The following is a 19159-nucleotide window of genomic DNA, read 5'->3' on the forward strand; positions in this document are numbered from 1 at the left end:
TGTCGGCGATGGACGGCCACCAGGGCACCCGCAGGCCAGACCGGCCGGCGATCCTTGCGGCGACCGTACTGCTGATCGTGGTGGCCGCCCTGGGCCCGTGGCCGTCCCGGCTGGCGGCCTACGGCCCGGCCATTACCGGGCCGTACGCGTCACTGCTGGCCGCCTCGACCAATCTCGGGCCCTCGGCCGCGCAGAGTGCTCAGTTGACGCTGACCTTGTCCCACGCCATGCGGCCCGTCGCGCTGATCGGCTGGGCCCGCTCCCGTGGCTTGACGGTGCGCTGGCGGGACGGCGACGACTGGGCCATCGTCAGCGGCCCCGCCCAACGGCTTTCCGACGCCTTCGCCGTCCCCATCCACGACTACCGGGGCCGGCGCGGCCAGACGTTCTACGCCTCACCGCGCCAGCCGGACGTGCCCGCCGCCGTCCGCACCGAGGCCACCGCCGTCGGCCGGATCCTGAGCTACCTGCCGTACCGGATGGCGCTCCCGCCGGAGCCGCGGGACGTGCCCCGGCCCGGCCTGGGACCCGAGCACCTGCTGACGGCCTACAACGCGACACCGCTGGCCCTTGCCGGCTACACCGGCAAGGGCCAGACCATCGTGTTCTTCGCCTTCGACGGATTCGACCAACGCGATCTGGACCTGTTCGCCGACATCTCCGCGCTGCCCAGGTTCACCCCCGTAGTGATCGACGGCCCACTCGGTGAGGCGCACGGCGAGACGGTGATGGATCTGGAGGTGGCGCACGCCATCGCCCCCGACGCCCGACTGGTGGTGGTCAACGCCGGCCCGACGCTCGTGGGCGGTGGCGCATTCGAGAAGATCGGCGCGATGTTCGACAACGCGGCCCGCCGGTACCCGGGGTCGGTGTGGAGTCTGTCGATCGGATGGGGTTGTGAGGCTCTGGTCACCGCAGCCGATCTCGAACCGGTACGCGATGCGCTCGCCACGGCGCACCGGCGGGGTATCGCGGTGTTCGACGCCAGCGGCGACGCCGGGGGACTGGAATGCAAGGGCGGACCCGACTGGTCGGCCGCCCCCGGGCCGGACGATATCGGGGTGGACTCGATCGCGTCGCTTCCCGAGATCACCTCGGTCGGCGGCACCACGCTGTCTACCGACATGGCGGGCAGGTGGCTCGACGAGAGCGCCTGGGTGGACGTGCCGATGTCGCAGGGCACCAGCGGCGGGGTGTCAACGCTGTTCGACCGCCCCACCTATCAGCATGAGTTGTCCGGGCAGCGGGATGCCGAGCACCGGCTGGTTCCGGACGTGTCCGCCGTCGCCGATCCCTTCACCGGTGTGAAGCTGATCTACGAGCAGGCGCCCAGGATCGGCGGCGGCACCTCCCAGTCCGCCCCGATCTGGGCGGGCTTCACCGTCTTGATGAACCAGTATGTGATCGACCGCGGCGGCCGACCACTCGGTGACATCAACGCCCTGCTGTACCGGGTGGCAACGGGGGCGCACCTACCGGGATTCCGCGACATCACCAGGGGCGGCAACGCGGTGGACACCCCAGGGCCGGGTTACGACCTCGTCACCGGTCTCGGCAGTCCCAACGTCGCCAATCTGGCCAGCGACCTTCTCGATGCGCAGACGGCACGATCCATCGCCGGTGATTATCTGCCCGTGGGTGGGTAAGTCGTTGCCGGACAAGCTGTTTGACCAACCGGGTACGTTGTTGGGGCGGTTGGGGTCACGGGACGGCGCCGTAATCGGCGCCGGGATGGCCGTCTTCGTCATCGCGCTCACCGGTTGTGCTCTGCTGCGCTGGCAGGCGCCGATGATCGCGCTGGCCAGCTTCGGGCTGGCCACCGTGCTGCTCTGCTATGCACGCCAGATCCGCGTGCCCGCAAGCGCGGTCGCGATCGCAGGCTTGGTCGGCCTCGCCCTCGGTGCAGGGTGGGCGATGGTCGTCGGCCCGGTCATGGCACAGGCCTACAGTGCCGCGCTGGGCGCACAGACCGATCTACGGCACATCCTGCTCTCCGGAATCGCCATCCCCGGCAGCGGTGCACTGCTGATGCTGGCGCCGGCGGTGGTGGTCCGGGTGACGATCCGGTCGATCCGCGACCCGCGCAGCGGGATGGCCGTCGGTGCGTGGGGTGCGACGGTCTTCAACGCCGGTTCTACCGCGACCCTGCTGTGGCCGCAATTGGCCATGGGGGTGAGCGCCCACGACCAATCCGCGGAAAGCCTGCTCGCCGAGGCGATCGTCGAGGGTCTGGCATGGCCGTCGGCGTGCCTGGCGGTGGGCGCCATCTTCGGGATCGCGTTGTGGTTGACGCCCGCCGCACCGTCGGGGAGGAACCGAGCGACGGTGGTGGGCGCGCTGGCGGCGGGGCTGATCGTGGTGACGGCGCTGGGATTGGTGGACGTCCTACCGATCTCGGTGCGGCCCTATATCGCCGCGCAACTGGGCATCTCGCTGTTGGCGGTTATCGCCTGGCGGATCGTGGTGGCGCGTACCGTCGCGCGCCGGGTGTCAGATGTGGGTACGGCCAGCTACCGCGGTGTGTTGGTGCCGTTGATTGGTGTTCTCGGCGTGCTGGCCGCCGTGAGCACCGGGATCTCGGCACTGATCACACCGCCTGCCAAGGCCTATGTGTGTCCGCCGGACTGCGGCCGGCCGCCGTTGGGTACGCCGGTGGAGACCAACCCGCGCTACAGCGGTGACAACGGGGCGTTCTCAGTGGCCTACCCGGAAGAGGGTGCGGCGTATCAGGTCACCTTCGAGCCGCACGGATTGGCCGGGGTGAAGCTGGCGTATCTCGGCGGGGACACCGGCACGATGATGCTGTTCGGCGAGCCCGCGGATGGACGTACCTCCCGTCAGATCGTCGAACAGGTGTTGGGTTCGAAATACCCGGACGCCGTCGTCAGCTACGAAGTCCCGAACGCATCGGTCGGCTACCAGCCGGGATACGGCGTTGTCGCCGACGTGTATTCGCGCGACTCGGCGGCGTCGTTCACCAGGCTGCGGGTCATCGTCATGGCCGCGATCAAACACGACTACGCGCTCATCGCGGCCGCGGTCGGCCCCTATCACGAATTCAGTCCGGACTACGGCAGCGGCCATCCGTCCGGGGCCAACCTGGAGCTGGCCATGGACATGGGCAAGTACGTCAACAGCTTCCGGTGGGGCGGCGACCGCTACGGTCACCGGCCCTGACCGGTCGGGCTCACTGCTGTGGTGCGGTGGAACCCGCCAGCGGCATGGCAGGCAGGCCGAGCTTGCGGTGGTCCCAGGAGCGGGTGCGTGCGGTGACGATGCGAACCGCGATGCGCTTGTTCATCATCATGTCGACGGCGGGCTTGAGGTCATCGGAGTAGGGGCCGTTGTAGCGCTCCCACACATTGACGCCGACCGCGAAAATGGTGTCCGGGTCGTCGACGATCTCGGCCACCCCTTCGAATGCCACGCCACGCAGGGTGTCGTACGTTTCGCCGTCCTCGATGAGGAAACTCACCCGTGGGTTGCGGCGCAAGTTGACCGTCTTTTGCGATTTGGCCTTGGTTTCGACCCAGATCTCACCATCGATCACGCCGTACCACATGGCGACCAGATGCGGCTGTCCGTCCGGGCCGACGGTGGCCATGGTGCCAGTGCGACTGCGGGCGACGAAGTCGGCGATCTCGTCGTCGCTCATGACGATCTGGTTGCGCTGGCTGGTTCCCATGGCGTCAGTGTGGCAGGTGTCTCATCGGCGGCCGCGTGGACGTCTCACTATGCGGGTGCACAGTCCGATCACAGTCGCCGGGTGAGTGCCTCGGACGCCGAGAGCAGGTCGGCCGCCCAGCGCGCGCCGGGCCGGCGGCCCATCCGGTCGATCGGTCCGGACACCGACACCGCGGCGATCACCGCACCGCTCCGATCACGAACCGGTGCAGAGATACTGGCCACCCCGGGTTCACGCTCGGCCGCACTCTGCGCCCAACCCCGCCGGCGCACATCGGCCAGCGTCCGTTCGGTGAACTTCGCCGAGGGCAGCACGGCCTGTTGGGTGGCGGCGTCGCTGTAGGCCAACAGGACTTTGGCGCCGGATCCGGCCGTCATCGGCAGCCGTGTGCCGACCGGAACCGTATCGCGAAGCCCCGCAGGTGGTTCCAGGGCAGCGATGCACACCCGCGCGGTTCCCTCGCGACGGTAGAGCTGCACGCTCTCGCCGGTGATCTCCCGCAGCCTGGGCAAGATCGCGGCCCCGGCCGCCAGCAGGGGATCGCTGACCTGGGTGGCCAGCTCACTGAGCGCCGGTCCCAGCCGCCAGCGTCCCTCGGCGTCGCGGGCCAGCAGGCGATGGGTCTCCAGGCCGGCGGCCAACCGGTGTGCGGTGGCGCGGGGAAGCCCGGTGCGCTCGCAGAGTTCGGCCAGCCCACAGGGAGACTCGGCAACCGAATGCAGCACGCCCACGGCTTTGTCGAGGACGCCGATGCCGCTATCCTGTCTCATATCGAGATACTAACGTCCCGAAATGTGAGATGGCCACTTTCCAGCCCGGGGTGGCCGACGGAGGAATCGAGAAGTGATGGCCCAGATCGACAAGCCCAGAACGCTGCCCGAGAAGGTGTGGGACGACCACGTCGTGGTTGCCGGTGCCGGCAGTGGTGCCTCGCGTGAACCCGATTTGATCTATATCGATATGCACCTCATCCACGAGGTGACCAGCCCGCAGGCCTTCGACGGTCTCCGGCTGGCCGGTCGCCCGGTGCACCGGCCGGATCTGACGATCGCCACCGAAGACCACAATGTGCCCACCGTCGACATCGACAAGCCGATCGCCGACCCCATCTCGCGGACCCAGGTCGAGACGCTGCGGCGCAACTGCGCCGAGTTCGGAATCCGGTTGCACCCGATGGGTGATGCCGAGCAGGGCATCGTGCACGTGATGGGCCCACAACTCGGTCTCACCCAACCCGGGATGACGATCGTCTGTGGTGACAGCCACACCTCGACTCACGGCGCCTTCGGTGCGATCGCGATGGGCATCGGCACCTCCGAGGTCGAGCATGTGCTGGCGACACAAACGCTTCCGCTGCGCCCGTTCAAGACGATGGCAGTCAACGTCGAGGGCGAACTGCCGCCAGGAGTGACGGCCAAGGACATCATTCTGGCGGTCATCGCCAAGATCGGCACCGGCGGTGGCCAGGGCTATGTCATCGAATACCGCGGCAGCACCATCGAATCGCTGTCGATGGAAGGCCGGATGACGATCTGCAATATGAGCATCGAGGCCGGCGCCCGAGCCGGCCTGGTGGCCCCCGACGAGACCACCTATGAATTCCTGCGCGGCCGTCCCTACGCGCCGACGGGTGCGGATTGGGATGCGGCGGTGGCGGCCTGGGAGCTGCTCAAGACCGATCCGGGCGCCGAATTCGACGCCGAGGTCCACATCGACGCCACCACGTTGAGCCCGTTCGTCACGTGGGGCACCAACCCGGGCCAGGGTCTGCCGCTGTCCGAGGCGGTGCCGGATCCGGAGCTGATGCCCGATTCCGAGCGTCAGGCCGCCGAGAAAGCTTTGGCATACATGGACCTTGCGCCGGGTACCCCGTTGCGTGACGTGGCTGTCGATGCCGTGTTCGTGGGTTCGTGCACCAATGGCCGCATCGAGGATCTGCGGGTGGTGGCCGATGTGCTGCGCGGCCGCACGGTCGCCGACGGCGTGCGCATGCTCGTCGTGCCCGGGTCCATGCGGGTGCGGGCCCAAGCCGAATCTGAAGGCCTGGGCGAGATCTTCACCGCTGCCGGCGCGGAATGGCGGCAGGCGGGCTGCTCGATGTGCCTGGGAATGAACCCCGATCAGCTGGCCCCGGGCGAGCGCTGCGCGTCGACGTCGAATAGGAACTTCGAAGGCAGGCAGGGCAAGGGCGGCCGCACCCACCTGGTGTCACCGGCGGTCGCCGCGGCTACCGCGGTTCGCGGCACGCTGTCCTCGCCCGCTGATCTCGAAAACTAGCCCTGCTAAGGAGAACACGATGGATGCCTTCCACACCCACACCGGCATCGGGGTCCCGTTGCGGCGGTCCAATGTCGACACCGACCAGATCATTCCGGCGGTGTATTTGAAGCGCGTCACCCGAACGGGTTTTGAGGACGGCCTTTTCGCCGCATGGCGCAACGATCCGTCATTCATCCTGAATCTGAGCCCTTTCGACCGCGGCTCGGTCCTGGTTGCCGGCCCCGATTTCGGCACCGGCTCCTCGCGCGAACATGCGGTGTGGGCGCTCATGGACTATGGATTCCGAGTAGTGATCTCGTCCAGATTCGCTGACATCTTCCGGGGCAATGCCGGCAAGGCCGGTCTGCTGGCGGCTGAAGTGGCTCAGGATGACGTCGAACTGCTCTGGAAGCTGCTCGAGCAGAATCCGGGGCTGGAAATCACTGTGAATCTTCAAGATCGGAACATCACCGCCGGAACGACAGTGGTGCCGTTCACGATTGACGATTACACCGCCTGGCGACTGCTCGAGGGGCTCGACGATATAGGCCTTACCCTGCGGAAACGCGCTGAAATCGAATCATACGAGGCGACCAGGCCGAACTGGAAACCGCGCATCTCGATACCCTCCTGAGGGCCCTCGGGGCGCGAATTCCCGCCCCTAAACGGGGGTTCGCGCCCCCGACATTCACCGCCCTAGGGCGGCAAGCGGTTTGCTGAAATCCCGCTAAGCAATGCCTGAAATTGGGCGTGGCACTTGGAGATCTGCTGGCATTGGGTTTACCGTATTTGGCAGTCGGTCCAGAAAGGACCACTGTTTTCGGAGGAATTGAATGAACAAAGCAGAGCTGATCGACGCTCTCACCGCGAAGCTGAACGTGGATCGTCGTCAGGCTACTGACGCAGTCGAGAACATCGTCGACACCATTGTGCGCGCGGTGCACAAGGGCGACAGTGTGACCATCACCGGTTTCGGTGTCTTCGAGCAGCGCCGTCGTGCCGCTCGCGTTGCGCGTAACCCGCGCACCGGTGAGACCGTGAAAGTGAAGCCGACCTCCGTTCCCGCCTTCCGCCCCGGCGCGCAGTTCAAGGCCGTCGTCTCTGGCGCGCAGAAGCTTCCGGCTGAGGGACCTGCCGTCAAGCGCGGCGCTGTCGGCGGTCCGGCCAAGAAGGCCGCCGCCAAGAAGGTGGTCCGCAAGGCCGTCGCCAAGAAGGCTCCGGTCAAGAAGGCCGCGCCCGTGAAGAAGGCCGCTCCGGTCAAGAAGGCTGCCGCTCCGGTCAAGAAGGCCGCGCCCGCCAAGAAGGCCGCGCCGGTCAAGAAGGCCGCTCCGGCCAAGAAGGCTCCGGTCAAGAAGGCCGCGCCCGTGAAGAAGGCCGCTCCGGTCAAGAAGGCCGCGCCGGTCAAGAAGGCTGCCGCTCCGGTCAAGAAGGCCGCTGCCAAGGCTCCGGTCAAGAAGGCCGCTCCGGCCAAGAAGGCCGCGCCGGCCAAGAAGGCTCCGGCCAAGAAGGGCCGTCGCTAAAGTTCTCCGTCGGATACGCCGCGGGCCCAGTGCCCGCGGCGTATTCGTGTATCTGGGGCCTGGAGGCCGCTCAGCCCTTGAGTGCCAACGGGCTGGCGATGTACTCCGCGGCGACGATCTGGTCGTCTGCCAGGGAGAGCACCCAGGTGCTGCCCTTGCGGTTACGGAGCTTGTCGGGCTTGCCGCGCTCGCCGTCGCGCCACCATGCCAGCAGGTACGGAATCACCTTGCCCTGCGTGCAGATCACCGGTGTACCGCCGTGGCCGGCGATCTCTCGCACCCGGTCGCGGGCGGCTTTCGGATTCGCCGCGTAGGCCTCTTCGGTGAGATCCGCCTCGACCACGATCGGCACCCCGAGCTCCTGCGCCAGCGGTTCGACGGTCTGGGTGCAGCGGGCACGATCAGCGGCATGGATCGCCGTGGGGCCGAACGCCATCAGCTGCGCCACCAGCGATTCGGCCTGTGCACGACCGTTCTTGTCCAGCGGCCGATCCCGGTCGTCGCCCTTGTATCGGGACTTCACGCCTGCGGTTGCGTGCCGCACCACCAGCACCGTCTGGGTGTCGCCAGGGTGCTCACCGAACGACGCGAGCACATCCCGATCGTGCGGGTAGGTGAGTCGATCGGCGGTATCGGCGGGTGACAGCCACTCGAGCCGGTCGACCTCGTCGCCGGCAGTGAATTCGCCGCCGACTGCCCGCGCCGCCCAATAGTGGACCACCTTGGTGCCTTCCGGGATCGGATAGCTCACCTCGATCAGGCGTCTGCCCAGATGTGCACGCTGGCCGGTCTCTTCCCATATTTCGCGCACCGCGGCCACCGGTTCGTTCTCGCCGGGGTCCACCTTGCCCTTGGGCAGCGACCAGTCGTCGTAACGCGGTCGGTGAATCACGGCAATGCACGGCTCGCCGGTGTCCGGGTCCGGTCGCCACAGCACCGCACCCGCTGCGATCACGCGTTGGGTAGGCTTGGCCTTCTTGGCCACAACATCCTTGGTCGATTTGGTCTTCGAGCCGTCATGTGACGGTCCTTTGGCCACCTCAACTCCCACAAGTCAATTCGGGCCACCGCGTGCGCAGGGCCTGGCCGGTTGTCATGGAAGGCGAGCTCAGCGCTGCCGATGCAGTTCCATGAGCCACACCTGGTGGTCACGGACCTGGCGTCCGTCCTGCGGTGATGCGGTCCAACTTCCGTCGGGGCCCAGTTCCCAGCAGCGGGTCGACGGATCCATCGCAGACTCGAAGATCTCGTCCAGGTACCCGGTGAGTCGGGGATCCTTCACCTGGGCCAGCACCTCGACGCGACGATCGAGATTGCGGTGCATCATGTCCGCGCTGCCGATGAAGAACTCGTTGATCGCCCGGAAATGGAAGATGCGCGAATGTTCCAGGAACTGGCCCAGAATCGAGCGCACCACGATGTTCTCGGAGAAACCCTCGGCACCCGGCTTGAGCGCACAGATTCCGCGCACCACGATCTCGACCCGGACGCCGGCCTGAGAGGCCCGGTAGAGCGCATCGATGACCTGTTCGTCGACAAGAGCATTGGCCTTGAGGCGGATGCGGCCGTTGCCGCCGGCACGATGGGCTTCGATTTCGCGTTCGATGCGTTCGACAATGCCCTTGCGTACGCCGTGCGGAGCGACCAAGAGATTGCGGTAACTCACCTTCCGGGAGTAGCCGGTGAGTGAATTGAACAGGTCGGTCAGATCGGCACCGATGTTGGGGTCCGCCGTCAGCAGGCCGACATCCTCGTAGAGGCGGGCCGTCTTCGGGTTGTAGTTGCCGGTGCCGATGTGGCAGTAGCGGCGGATCGTCGAACCCTCGCGGCGGACCACCAGGCAGGTCTTGCAGTGCGTCTTGAGGCCGATCAGCCCGTAGACCACATGCACGCCAGCGTCTTCCAGGGCACGGGCCCACTTGATGTTGGCCTGCTCGTCGAAGCGCGCCTTGAGTTCGACGAGTGCGACGACCTGCTTGCCCGCGGCTGCTGCCTCGATCAGTGCGTTGACGATCGGGGAGTCACCGGAGGTCCGGTACAGGGTTTGCTTGATGGCCAACACATTCGGGTCGGCCGCAGCCTGCTCGATGAACCGCTGCACGCTGGTCGAGAACGAGTGGTAGGGGTGGTGCACCAGCACGTCACCGTCGCGCAGCGTCGAGAAAATGCTCTTCGGGGTTTCGCGCTCACCGAAGGCCTGATGCGTGGCGGGGACGAACGGACGGTCCTTGAGTGCGGGCCGGTCCACGCCGTAGACCTGCCACAGCGCTGAAAGATCCAGCAGCCCTGGCACCTCCACCACGTCGCCGGGGTTGACGTCCAGTTCGCGCAACAACAGCTCGAGCATGTGCTCGGTCATGTCGTCGGCCACCTCCAGGCGCACCGGCGGCCCGAATCGCCGCCGGGCCAGTTCCCGCTCCAGCGCCTGCAGCAGGTCTTCGTCGCGGTCCTCGACGTCCATGTCCGCGTTGCGGGTGATCCGGAACGCGTGGTGTTCGACGATCTCCATACCCGGGAACAGCACCGGCAGGAACGCGGCGATGAGTTCTTCCATCGGCAGGAAGCGGACCGACTTGTCCTCGGGATCGGCGCTCTTGAGTACCACGAAGCGATCGACGTTGTCGGGCACCTTGACCCGGGCGAAGTGCTCACCGCCGTCCTCGGGGGAGCGGACGGCGACCGCCAGGTTCAGGCTCAGGCTGCTGACGAACGGGAACGGATGCGCCGGGTCGACGGCCAGCGGCGTGAGTACCGGAAAGACCTGCTCGTGGAAGTACTTCGACAGGTCGGCGCGGTCGTCCTCGCTGAGCTCGTTCCAGGTGACGATATAGATGCCCTCTTCGGCGAGGCCCGGCCGCACCGACTCCAGGAACACCTGAGCGTGCCGCAGCGAGATCTGCCGAGTGCGGTCACCGATGCGCCGCAACTGTTCTCGCGGGGTCAGGCCGTCGGCCGAGCGGACCGACAGGCCCATCTCGTCGCGGCGCTTGAGCCCGGCCACCCGGACCATGTAGAACTCGTCGAGGTTGGAGGCGAAGATCGCCAGGAATTTGGCCCGCTCCAACAGCGGCATCGAGGTATCGGCGGCCAGGGCCAGCACCCGGGCGTTGAAATCCAGCCAGCTCAGCTCGCGGTTGAGGTAGCGATCCTCGGGCAGCGCATCGTCGACGGCGGCAGCGGTGGCCGCGGGCGGAGCTTCCGGCGCCTCACCCGGCTGCCAGTCGTCATCCGTGGATCTCGCTTCTGCTTCCGTATCGGTCACACCAGCGATCATCCCTTATCCGAACCACCGGCGGATGCCAGCCGCCGAAAGTCGGCTGCCGTTCAGGCGTTGTTCAGGTTCAGTGCCCGGGCTGTCGCGTCCCCGACACCGATCTGACGGGCCCGCTGCAGGTCGTCGGGGGTGTCGATATCGCAGCGCAACCCCGGCCAGGTGCCGGTCAGCTCCACCGCACCGGAGTCGCGATGCCACGTTGCCGATTGCGACCCGAACCGCGGATCCAGCGCCACACCGAAGGCGAACAGCGCCGCCGTGCCGCTGGTGTGGCGATCGCTGACGAAGCTGCGCCGGTGCTGGCGGGCCTGTGCCAGCGCTTCAGCCAGTTCGCCGCTACGCAGGGCGGGTAGATCTCCCTGCAGCACAATGGTGTTGGGAGTGTGATTCGTCACGGCAGCCCATGCCGCGGTGACGGCGCTGTTGAGCGGATCGGGGTGTCCGGGTGCGGTGGGGTCGGCCAGCACGTCGGCACCCAGCGCACGCACCGCGGCAGCAGCCGTCTCGTCCGGGGTGACGACGGTGATCGAGCGCACGGCCGCGACGCTTCGGGCGGCGGTGATGGTGTCGACCAGCATCGCCAGCACGACCTGTTCGCGGACACCGTCGGCGAAGACCGGCGCCAGCCGGGTCTTGGCCTGCGACAGGCGCTTGACCGCGATGATCACGCCGACATCGGGTCCGCCGCTCATGGTGCCATCCTGCCAGCGCCGGCTGAGGGTCCGGCGCCGCGGTAGGTCGTCGGCGCGGGCGCCCCGCGGTGCTGGGTAGGTTATGGGGATGACGAGCACGGTGGGCACGGCCGCGGTGATGGGCGCCGGCGCCTGGGGAACCGCCCTGGCCAAGGTGCTGGCCGACGCCGGCGCCGACGTCCGGCTGTGGTCCCGGCGGCCGGAAGTCGCCGAGGAGATCAACACCGCACACACCAACGCCGCGTACCTGCCCGGTGTCGACCTGCCCGCGCGGATCCGCGCCACCACCGATCCCGCCGACGCGCTCGACGGGCTGACCACGGTGCTGCTCGGTGTCCCGTCCCAGACGCTGCGCACCAACCTCGAACACTGGCGTGGCCTGCTGGCCGACGGCGCCACCCTGGTCAGCCTGGCCAAGGGCATCGAACTGGACAGTCTGATGCGGATGAGTCAGGTCATCGCGCAGGTCACCGGTGTCGACCCGGGACAGGTCGCGGTGCTGTCCGGGCCGAACCTGGCTGCCGAGATCGCCGACGAACAGCCCGCCGCCACCGTGGTGGCCTGCACCGACTCCGGTCGTGCGGTAGCGCTGCAGCGGGCCCTGAGCACCGGATATCTGCGGCCCTACACCAACGCCGACGTCATCGGCACCGAGATCGGCGGGGCGTGCAAGAACGTCATCGCGCTGGCCTGCGGGATGGCGGCCGGGGTGGGTCTGGGGGAGAACACCGCTGCGGCCATCATCACCCGCGGCCTCGCGGAGATCATGCGGCTCGGAATCGCCCTGGGCGCCAAGCCCGCCACTCTGGCCGGGCTGGCCGGTGTCGGCGACCTGGTGGCCACCTGCACCTCGCCGCGGTCGCGTAACCGGACCTTCGGAGAGCGACTCGGCCGCGGTGAGACCCTGGAGGCCGCCCTGCGGGCGACCGACGGCCACATCGCCGAGGGCGTCACCTCGTGCACCTCGATCCTGGCGCTGGCCTCGAGCTACGACGTCGAGATGCCGCTCACCGATGCCGTGCAGCAGGTCTGCCACAAAGGCCTGTCGGTGGATCAAGCCGTCATCCTGCTGCTCGGTCGCAGCACCAAGCCGGAGTAGCGCCATGATCGACGGCTACGGAGACTCGACGCGCGCGGTGAAAGCGGTTGACAGCCAAGCGATTCCGGGTCAGCCCGTCGGGCCCACCCCGGTGCCCGCCGCGGCCTATCATCTGTCCCCGGACGAGGGCACCGAGCAGGACACCTATGGCCGCGGCTCGAATCCGAGCTGGCGGAGCCTGGAGTCGGCGCTTGCCGTGCTCGAGGGAGCCACGACCGCGCTGAGTTTCGGCTCCGGGATGGCGGCCATCTCCGCCGCGCTGCGAGTGGTCACCGCACCCGGATCGGTTCTGGTGGTGCCGTCCGACGGCTACTACCAGGTGCGTCGATTTGCCGCGGAAAGTCTTGCTCCCCAAGGCATTGTCGTGCGCGAAGCGTCGGCAGGCGAAATCTACGAGGCTGCCGAGCAGGCCGACGCGGTGCTGGCCGAGACCCCGACCAATCCGGGTCTGGATGTGGTGGATCTGCATCGGCTGGCCGGGATCTGCCGGCGCCGTGGGGCCCCCCTGGTCGTCGACAACACCACTGCCACCCCGCTCGGGCAGCAGCCGCTGTCGTTGGGCGCGGACCTGGTGGTGGCCAGTGCCACCAAGGCGCTGGCCGGGCACAGCGACGTACTGGCCGGCTACGCCGCGGGCAGCAAGCCCGAGTTGATGGCGGCGCTGGAACGTGAGCGGCTGCTGTCCGGAGCCATCCTGGGCGCCTTCGAAGCCTGGCTGGTGCTGCGCAGCATCGGCAGTGTGGGGCTGCGGTTCACGCGTCAGTGCCAGAACGCGCTCGCCCTGGCTACCGCGCTGCGTCGTCATCCGGCTGTGCGTGCGGTGCGCTACCCGGGTCTGCCCGAGGATGCCTCGTATGCCGTGGCCGCTGCCCAGATGCGCCATTTCGGCGGTCTGGTGAGCGTCGAACTCGCCGACGCCTCCGCCGTCCACGACCTGGTGCGGCGCAGCGAACTGCTGGTGGCCGCCACCAGCTTCGGCGGTCTGCACACCTCGGTGGACCGCCGGGCCCGCTGGGGCGATCCGGTCGGCGACGGATTCGCCAGGATCTCGGCCGGGATCGAGGACACCGACGATCTGCTGGCCGACGTCTTGGCGGCCCTCGACCGGCCGTGACCGGTGCCGGCCACCAAAACCGCTGGTCACGTTATCGGATCGTGCGGCAGACGCCCGGGCTGTAGCCTCTCTAGGTTGTGACACGCATCCGGGTCGCCGTCGTCTACGGCGGCCGCAGCTCCGAACACGCCATCTCCTGCGTGTCGGCGGGCAGCATCCTGCGCAACCTCGACCCGCAGCGCTTCGAGGTGGTTGCCATCGGCATCACGCCGGAGGGCTCGTGGGTGCTCACCGACGCCCAGCCCGACAGCCTGGCCATCAGTGGGCGTCAGCTTCCCGAGGTCAGCCAGGGCGCCGGTGCTGCGCTGGCGCTGACCGCCGATCCGCAACGCCGCGGCGAGCTGGTCTCGCTGGACGGCGCCGGCGACATCCTGGCTTCCGTCGACGTCGTCTTCCCGATCCTGCACGGTCCCTACGGTGAGGACGGCACCATCCAGGGCCTGCTGGAACTGGCCGGGGTGCCCTACGTCGGCGCCGGTGTCTTCGCCAGCGCCGCGGGAATGGACAAGGAATTCACCAAGAAACTGCTCGCCGCCGACGGTCTTCCGATCGGCGACCACGTGGTGCTGCGGCCGCAGCAGGCCGCTCCGGCGCTGGATGATATTGAGCGCCTTGGCTTCCCGATGTTCGTCAAGCCCTCGCGCGGCGGTTCCTCGATCGGTGTGAGCAGGGTCATGCATGCCGATGAGCTGCCCGGCGCGATCGCCGAGGCGCGCCGTCACGATCCGAAGGTGATCATCGAGGCAGCCATCGTCGGGCGTGAACTCGAGTGCGGCGTACTGGAATTCCCGGACGGTTCGGTGCGGGCCAGCACGATCGGTGAGATCCGGGTTGCCGGTGTGCGGGGCCGCGAGGATGCCTTCTACGATTTCGCCACCAAGTACCTCGACGACGCCGCCGAGTTGGACGTCCCGGCCAAGATCGACGACGATGTGGCAGAAGAGCTGCAGCGCTTGGCGATTCGCGCATTCCAGGCGCTGGACTGCCAGGGATTGGCGCGCGTCGACTTCTTCCTCACCGACGAGGGTCCGGTGGTCAACGAGATCAACACCATGCCAGGTTTCACCACCATCTCGATGTATCCACGGATGTGGGGTGCCAGCGGGATGGATTACCCGACACTGGTGGGCACCATGGTCGAGACGGCGCTGGCCCGCGGGACGGGTCTGCGCTAACTGGCAGCGCCCGGCCTGATCGCCACCTGCGGCAGGGTGCGTGCGATCAGGTCCGACACCGTCTGGATGGGGCTGGGCCCCGAACCCGACGGCAGGGTCAGCGCCACGTATACCGGCCGGTCGACGGTGACCCACGTGCTGCGGTCCGCGGCCGGGTCGTCGAGCCGGAACCACTGCACCTGGTCGACCATCTGGATGGGGGAGCCCACCACGAATTCGGCGGGCCGGTCGATTCCACAGCGCAGGATCACCGCGTCGCCGTCGGGCTCGGCCCGCCAGGCCGCCGCGCCGGCGGGTACCGGCTCCACCGCCGGTGCTCGGCTGACATCGCCCAATCGGTCCGGTAGATCGTTCACCAGGGTGCGGCAGTCGGCGGAGTCCGATTGCGGGGCGGGCACCGAGGCGATGGCCACCGGCTGGGTCGGGGTGTGCCGGGTGGCCGCGATGGCCAGCACCGCGCCGATGGCCACGACGGCGATCGCCACTGCGGCGATCAGGACGGCGCGGGGCGGACCGTCGGAAATGTCGTCGTCGGCGGCAGCGGGCAGCGGTTCAGTCGGCATCGGCGACCGCGCACGTCAGCGTGCGGGTGATTCCGGCGACCTGCTGAACAGTGGGAACAACGGTGGCGGCGAGCTCCTCGGCGCTACTCGCCCCGATCCGCACCACCACGTCATAGGGCCCGGTGACGTACTCCGCGGAGAGCACACCGGGCAGCGTGGCAACCTGCTTGGCGACGACCTCGGCGCGACCCACCTCGGTCTGGATCAGCATGTACGCCTCGGCCACCCGTCGTCTCCTCGTCTTACACTGGCGTGTCCCGGTGTCCTGACCGGCATCGGTGAACGGCCGGGACGGCGACGCGGCTGCGCGTCGGCAGGCACCAAACCTACCGCAGGTTGGGATGTGCTGCGGTTGTGAGCGGGCCTGATGTGGAAGGGGAGACGTGGTGGCCGACGGGCCGGATCCGACGCTGCGCGACTTGGGCGAGTTCCCGATGATCGACCGACTGGTCACCGGGCGACCGCAGCCACCAGGGGTGGCGGTGGGTCCGGGGGACGACGCGGCCGTGGTCAGCGCGCCGGACGGCCGGGTGGTCGTCACCACCGACATGCTCGTGGAGAACCGCCACTTCCGGCTGGATTGGTCCACCCCACACGATGTCGGGCGCAAGGCGATCGCGCAGAATGCCGCCGACGTGGAGTCGATGGGTGCCCGCGCCACCGCGTTCGTGGTCGCCTTCGGTGCGCCCTCGGACACGTCATCGCGGCGCGCGAAGGAGCTGTCCGACGGAATGTGGGCCGAGGTCGGGAAATTCGGCGCCGGCGTGGTCGGTGGTGACCTCGTCGCCAGCCCGTACTGGGTGGTGTCGGTGACCGCGCTCGGGGATCTGGGTGGCCGCGCGCCGGTGCTGCGCAGCGGGGCGAAGCCCGGATCGGTGCTCGCTGTGGCCGGCGAGCTCGGCCGCTCGGCTGCCGGATACATGTTGTGGGACAAGGGAATACGTCAATTCGATGAGTTGCGGCAGTGGCACCTGGTGCCGCAACCGCCCTACGGTCAGGGGGTACGGGCCGCCGATGCCGGCGCGCTGGCGATGACTGACGTGTCCGACGGTCTGCTTGCCGACGTCGACCAGATCGCCAGGGCGTCGGCCGTCGTGATCGACCTGTTCACCGACGCTCTGCGTCCCGATGTCGATGCGGTGGCCGCCGCGGCAGCCGCCACCGGTACCGACCCGTGGTCCCTGGTGCTCTCGGGTGGTGAAGATCACGCTCTGGTGGCCTGCTTCGACCGTGAGGTCCCCGACGGCTGGCGGGTCATCGGATCGGTCGGCGAGGGCGAGCCCGGCGTGGTGGTGGATGGTCGGCCGTGGACCGGACCGGCGGGTTGGCAATCCTTCGACTGACGGCCTCGGTAGGTTTGCCTGCGTGACGACCTCCGCCCGCCCGCTGACCGAACTCGTCGAGGATGGCTGGGCGCAGGCCCTGGCTCCGGTGGCCGACCAGGTGACCCAGATGGGCCAGTTCCTGCGCACCGAGATCGCCGAGGGGTACCGGTACCTGCCGGCCGGGCCGAATGTGCTGCGGGCGTTCACCTTCCCGTTCGATTCGGTGCGGGTGCTGATCGTCGGGCAGGACCCCTACCCGACGCCGGGTCATGCGGTGGGCCTGAGCTTCTCGGTGGCCGCCGATGTCCGGCCACTGCCGCGCAGCCTGTCCAACATCTTCACCGAGTACAGCGCCGACCTCGGCTATCCGCCCCCGTCGAACGGCGATCTGACGCCGTGGGCGCAGCGCGGGGTGATGTTGCTCAACAGGGTGCTGACGGTCCGGCCCGGCACCCCGGCCTCGCATCGCGGCAAGGGCTGGGAAGCAGTTACCGAGTGCGCCATCCGGGCGCTGGTCGCACGCGATCAGCCGCTGGTGGCGATCCTGTGGGGCCGGGACGCCTCGACACTCAAGCCGATGCTCACCGGCGGCTCCGGCGGGCAGGAGCGAAGCGACTCGGGGATTCAACCCAGCTGCGCGGCCATCGAGTCGCCGCACCCGTCGCCGCTGTCGGCGTCGCGGGGTTTCTTCGGGTCGCGGCCGTTCAGCCGGGCCAACGAGCTGCTGGCGGGGATGGGGGCCGAACCGATCGACTGGCGCCTGCCGTGACAGAACCGGCGGGCACAGTCCTGTGCCCGCCGATGTGTCGTTCTGTGCCCCGCAGGGCGTGCGGCATCAGCCGCGGGTGACCTTGCCGGCCTTCAGGCAGGAGGTGCAGACGTTGACGCGCTGCTTGTTGCCGCCGGGGCGGGACACCGCGTGGACGGTCTGGATGTTCGGATTCCAGCGACGGCTGGTCCGGCGATGGGAGTGCGACACCGACTTGCCGAAGCCGGGGCCTTTTCCGCAGATCTCGCACACGGCAGCCATGTAGAACTCCTCTGTAGTAAACGTTTGGTCAAGGGGCCAACGACCGAGCGACGGGTGACCCGACAACCTGATAAGGATAGCCGTCGCGTGCGGTGAACGCCAAAATGGTCCCCCCGAGGCCGGTGAGCTGGGTGGATCAGAGCTGGCCGTGCCGGGGCGGCCGGGTGCCCGACAGCGTGTACCGGCCGATGTGCTGCAGCTTCCACCGGGTGGGGTCATGCAGCGTGTGGGTGCGCGCATCCCGCCAGTAGCGGGCCAGGTTGGCCCCGTCGGTGGCACTGCGGGTGCCACCGAGTTCGAACAGCACGCTGGAGGCCTCCAGCGAGGCGCGCACCGCCGCGACCTTGGCCACCGCCACCGCCACCGAGGCCGCGGCCGTCGCCTCCTCGGTGGTGTCGGCCCGTGCGGCATCGACGGCCCGTGCCGCATCACCGAGCAGGGCTTGGGCTGCCCGCACCGTCACGGTCACCTCGCCGGCCACCTGGATCAGGGTCGGATCCTCGGCGGCCACCGCTACTGCGGCCTCGAAGTGCGGCCGGGCCTTGCCGGCCTGGCGGACACCTTCGGCGAGCGCACCCGTCGCGATCCCCACATCCAGCGCCGCGTGCAGCAGCTGGGCCCGGGCACCGTAGAGGGTCGGCCGGGTGAAGATCGGCGAATAGGGCACCACGTGTGCGGCCGGTACCCGCACCCGGTCCAGCGTCACTGTGCCCGATGCGGTGGTGCGTTGCCCCATCCCGTCCCAGTCGTCGACGACGTCGAGGCCCGGTGCGTCGCGGGGAACGAACGCCACCGCCTTGGGGGTGCGCGCGGTCGGGACGGTGCCGCTGCCATCCGCGCATGACGCCCGGACCACGATCCAGTCGGCGAACAGCGCGCCGGTCGAATAGAACTTGCGGCCACTGAGCAGGAAATCGCCGCCCGCGGGCACCAGCGCGGTGGTGTCCACGTCGATCGGGTGCGGGCCCCGCTCGGACTGCGCGTTGGCCACCAGCGCCCCGTCGAGGATGTGCCCGTAGAAGAACGCCTTCTGGTCGTGGGTGCCTTCCAGCCGCAGCGCCTCGGAGAAGGTGAAATGCGAATGTGGGATCTGGGCCAGCGACGGGTCCCCATGGCCCAGCAGGCGGAACACCTCGGCGAGCACGACCGCGGGTGCGTCGATCCCGCCGTAGGCGGCCGGCACCGGAAGGGCCAGCAGGCCGGAGCGTTTGAGCTGCCGGACCTGCTCGTGGGGCAGCTCGCGACCGGCGTCGCGGGCCGGTGCACCTGCGGCGAACGCCTCCGAGAGTTCGGCGGCCACCGCCAGTGCCTGCTGCGCCGAGGTGATTCGGGTGGTGCCGGCTTCGGCGGCGGGTGAGGTGGTCATCAGATCCCTTGGACGTGCCGATACGTGCGCAGCCATGATCGCGCGCAGATCGGGCCG

At 68.5% G+C, this 19159-nt stretch carries 19 protein-coding genes; 10 read left to right on the forward strand and 9 right to left on the reverse strand.

Going from position 1 to position 19159, the window contains the following annotated elements; translation table 11 throughout:
- The first annotated feature begins 8 nt into the window (after positions 1-8).
- Both G6N35_RS01875 and G6N35_RS01880 read left to right on the forward strand, forming a co-directional pair.
- A complete protein-coding gene (locus G6N35_RS01875; RefSeq protein WP_163802705.1) occupies positions 9-1646 on the forward strand; it encodes a S53 family peptidase in 1638 nt (545 codons plus the stop codon).
- Positions 1639-3177 carry a zinc ribbon domain-containing protein gene (locus G6N35_RS01880; RefSeq protein ID WP_163802706.1) on the forward strand — a complete coding sequence of 513 codons (1539 nt, stop codon included), beginning with the start codon at positions 1639-1641 and terminating at the stop codon, positions 3175-3177. Before G6N35_RS01875 ends, G6N35_RS01880 begins: the two co-directional genes overlap by 8 nt.
- Before the next feature lie 10 nt (positions 3178-3187).
- Here G6N35_RS01880 and G6N35_RS01885 read toward each other — a convergent pair whose 3' ends face one another.
- Together G6N35_RS01885 and G6N35_RS01890 are read right to left on the reverse strand one after the other, a co-directional pair.
- Positions 3188-3685, reverse strand: coding sequence for a pyridoxamine 5'-phosphate oxidase family protein (locus tag G6N35_RS01885; protein WP_163802707.1), 498 nt, complete (start codon positions 3683-3685; stop codon positions 3188-3190).
- A 68-nt stretch (positions 3686-3753) separates the two neighbouring features.
- Positions 3754-4455 (reverse strand): IclR family transcriptional regulator, encoded by a 702-nt coding sequence (locus tag G6N35_RS01890; RefSeq protein ID WP_163802708.1) that lies wholly within the window; start codon positions 4453-4455, stop codon positions 3754-3756.
- 76 nt (positions 4456-4531) lie between these two features.
- Here G6N35_RS01890 and leuC point away from each other — a divergent pair, with 76 nt between their 5' ends.
- The 3 genes from leuC (at position 4532) to G6N35_RS01905 (ending at position 7464) form a co-directional block, all read left to right on the forward strand.
- Positions 4532-5962, forward strand: a complete 1431-nt coding sequence (gene leuC, locus G6N35_RS01895; RefSeq protein WP_163802709.1) for a 3-isopropylmalate dehydratase large subunit — start codon at positions 4532-4534, stop codon at positions 5960-5962.
- Between the two features lie 19 nt (positions 5963-5981).
- A complete protein-coding gene (gene leuD / locus G6N35_RS01900) occupies positions 5982-6578 on the forward strand; it encodes a 3-isopropylmalate dehydratase small subunit (RefSeq protein WP_163802710.1) in 597 nt (198 codons plus the stop codon).
- Positions 6579-6777: 199 nt separating this feature from the next.
- Entirely contained in the window at positions 6778-7464 is a 687-nt protein-coding gene (locus G6N35_RS01905; RefSeq protein WP_163802711.1) for an HU family DNA-binding protein, read from the forward strand.
- A gap of 70 nt (positions 7465-7534) precedes the next feature.
- On the opposite strand, the gene mutT1 is transcribed toward G6N35_RS01905, so the two are convergent.
- From mutT1 to cofC, 3 genes are all read right to left on the reverse strand, one after another.
- On the reverse strand, positions 7535-8449 hold the full coding sequence (gene mutT1, locus G6N35_RS01910) for an 8-oxo-(d)GTP phosphatase MutT1 (RefSeq protein ID WP_246224537.1): 915 nt from the start codon (positions 8447-8449) through the stop codon (positions 7535-7537).
- A gap of 123 nt (positions 8450-8572) precedes the next feature.
- Positions 8573-10738, reverse strand: coding sequence for an RNA degradosome polyphosphate kinase (locus G6N35_RS01915; protein WP_163802713.1), 2166 nt, complete (start codon positions 10736-10738; stop codon positions 8573-8575).
- A gap of 50 nt (positions 10739-10788) precedes the next feature.
- On the reverse strand, positions 10789-11430 hold the full coding sequence (gene cofC / locus G6N35_RS01920) for a 2-phospho-L-lactate guanylyltransferase (protein ID WP_163802714.1): 642 nt from the start codon (positions 11428-11430) through the stop codon (positions 10789-10791).
- 100 nt (positions 11431-11530) lie between these two features.
- Between cofC and G6N35_RS01925 the strand changes: the two genes are divergently transcribed.
- The 3 genes from G6N35_RS01925 to G6N35_RS01935 all read left to right on the forward strand — a co-directional run bounded on the left by G6N35_RS01925 (position 11531) and on the right by G6N35_RS01935 (position 14818).
- On the forward strand, positions 11531-12529 hold the full coding sequence (locus G6N35_RS01925) for an NAD(P)H-dependent glycerol-3-phosphate dehydrogenase (protein WP_163807410.1): 999 nt from the start codon (positions 11531-11533) through the stop codon (positions 12527-12529).
- A gap of 4 nt (positions 12530-12533) precedes the next feature.
- Entirely contained in the window at positions 12534-13643 is a 1110-nt protein-coding gene (locus tag G6N35_RS01930; protein ID WP_163802715.1) for a cystathionine gamma-lyase, read from the forward strand.
- A gap of 77 nt (positions 13644-13720) precedes the next feature.
- Positions 13721-14818 (forward strand): D-alanine--D-alanine ligase family protein, encoded by a 1098-nt coding sequence (locus G6N35_RS01935; RefSeq protein ID WP_163802716.1) that lies wholly within the window; start codon positions 13721-13723, stop codon positions 14816-14818.
- Here G6N35_RS01935 and G6N35_RS01940 read toward each other — a convergent pair.
- Positions 14815-15381, reverse strand: coding sequence for a DUF3515 domain-containing protein (locus tag G6N35_RS01940; RefSeq protein ID WP_163802717.1), 567 nt, complete (start codon positions 15379-15381; stop codon positions 14815-14817). The two genes, G6N35_RS01935 and G6N35_RS01940, sit on opposite strands and share 4 nt — an antisense overlap.
- Positions 15371-15607: an Lrp/AsnC ligand binding domain-containing protein gene (locus G6N35_RS01945; RefSeq protein WP_163802718.1), complete on the reverse strand. Its 237-nt coding sequence runs from the start codon at positions 15605-15607 to the stop codon at positions 15371-15373. The genes G6N35_RS01940 and G6N35_RS01945 overlap by 11 nt, the downstream gene beginning before the upstream one ends.
- A gap of 160 nt (positions 15608-15767) precedes the next feature.
- Here G6N35_RS01945 and G6N35_RS01950 point away from each other — a divergent pair, with 160 nt between their 5' ends.
- Together G6N35_RS01950 and G6N35_RS01955 are read left to right on the forward strand one after the other, a co-directional pair.
- Positions 15768-16724 (forward strand): thiamine-phosphate kinase, encoded by a 957-nt coding sequence (locus G6N35_RS01950; RefSeq protein ID WP_281356951.1) that lies wholly within the window; start codon positions 15768-15770, stop codon positions 16722-16724.
- Positions 16725-16746: 22 nt separating this feature from the next.
- Positions 16747-17475 (forward strand): uracil-DNA glycosylase, encoded by a 729-nt coding sequence (locus G6N35_RS01955; protein WP_246224168.1) that lies wholly within the window; start codon positions 16747-16749, stop codon positions 17473-17475.
- Positions 17476-17541: 66 nt separating this feature from the next.
- Here G6N35_RS01955 and rpmB read toward each other — a convergent pair whose 3' ends face one another.
- Positions 17542-17736: a 50S ribosomal protein L28 gene (gene rpmB / locus G6N35_RS01960; protein ID WP_163802720.1), complete on the reverse strand. Its 195-nt coding sequence runs from the start codon at positions 17734-17736 to the stop codon at positions 17542-17544.
- Positions 17737-17872: 136 nt separating this feature from the next.
- The gene (locus G6N35_RS01965; protein WP_163802721.1) at positions 17873-19102 is read right to left on the reverse strand and encodes an SfnB family sulfur acquisition oxidoreductase; all 1230 of its coding nucleotides are present in this window, start codon (positions 19100-19102) and stop codon (positions 17873-17875) included.
- Between the last annotated feature and the right edge of the window lie 57 nt (positions 19103-19159).

It is taken from the genome of Mycolicibacterium anyangense, from assembly GCF_010731855.1.
Classification (GTDB): Bacteria; Actinomycetota; Actinomycetes; order Mycobacteriales; family Mycobacteriaceae; genus Mycobacterium; species Mycobacterium anyangense.

Bases quoted from the DNA above. Each gene is read 5' to 3' on its own strand.
- G6N35_RS01915 (WP_163802713.1), bottom strand. From the start codon at position 10,738: ATGATCGCTGGTGTGACCGATACGGAAGCAGAAGCGAGATCCACGGAT.
- leuC (WP_163802709.1), top strand. From the start codon at position 4,532: ATGGCCCAGATCGACAAGCCCAGAACGCTGCCCGAGAAGGTGTGGGAC.
- G6N35_RS01940 (WP_163802717.1), bottom strand. From the start codon at position 15,381: ATGCCGACTGAACCGCTGCCCGCTGCCGCCGACGACGACATTTCCGAC.
- G6N35_RS01905 (WP_163802711.1), top strand. From the start codon at position 6,778: ATGAACAAAGCAGAGCTGATCGACGCTCTCACCGCGAAGCTGAACGTG.
- cofC (WP_163802714.1), bottom strand. From the start codon at position 11,430: ATGAGCGGCGGACCCGATGTCGGCGTGATCATCGCGGTCAAGCGCCTG.
- G6N35_RS01875 (WP_163802705.1), top strand. From the start codon at position 9: ATGGACGGCCACCAGGGCACCCGCAGGCCAGACCGGCCGGCGATCCTT.
- G6N35_RS01890 (WP_163802708.1), bottom strand. From the start codon at position 4,455: ATGAGACAGGATAGCGGCATCGGCGTCCTCGACAAAGCCGTGGGCGTG.
- G6N35_RS01885 (WP_163802707.1), bottom strand. From the start codon at position 3,685: ATGGGAACCAGCCAGCGCAACCAGATCGTCATGAGCGACGACGAGATC.
- leuD (WP_163802710.1), top strand. From the start codon at position 5,982: ATGGATGCCTTCCACACCCACACCGGCATCGGGGTCCCGTTGCGGCGG.
- G6N35_RS01965 (WP_163802721.1), bottom strand. From the start codon at position 19,102: ATGACCACCTCACCCGCCGCCGAAGCCGGCACCACCCGAATCACCTCG.
- G6N35_RS01930 (WP_163802715.1), top strand. From the start codon at position 12,534: ATGATCGACGGCTACGGAGACTCGACGCGCGCGGTGAAAGCGGTTGAC.
- rpmB (WP_163802720.1), bottom strand. From the start codon at position 17,736: ATGGCTGCCGTGTGCGAGATCTGCGGAAAAGGCCCCGGCTTCGGCAAG.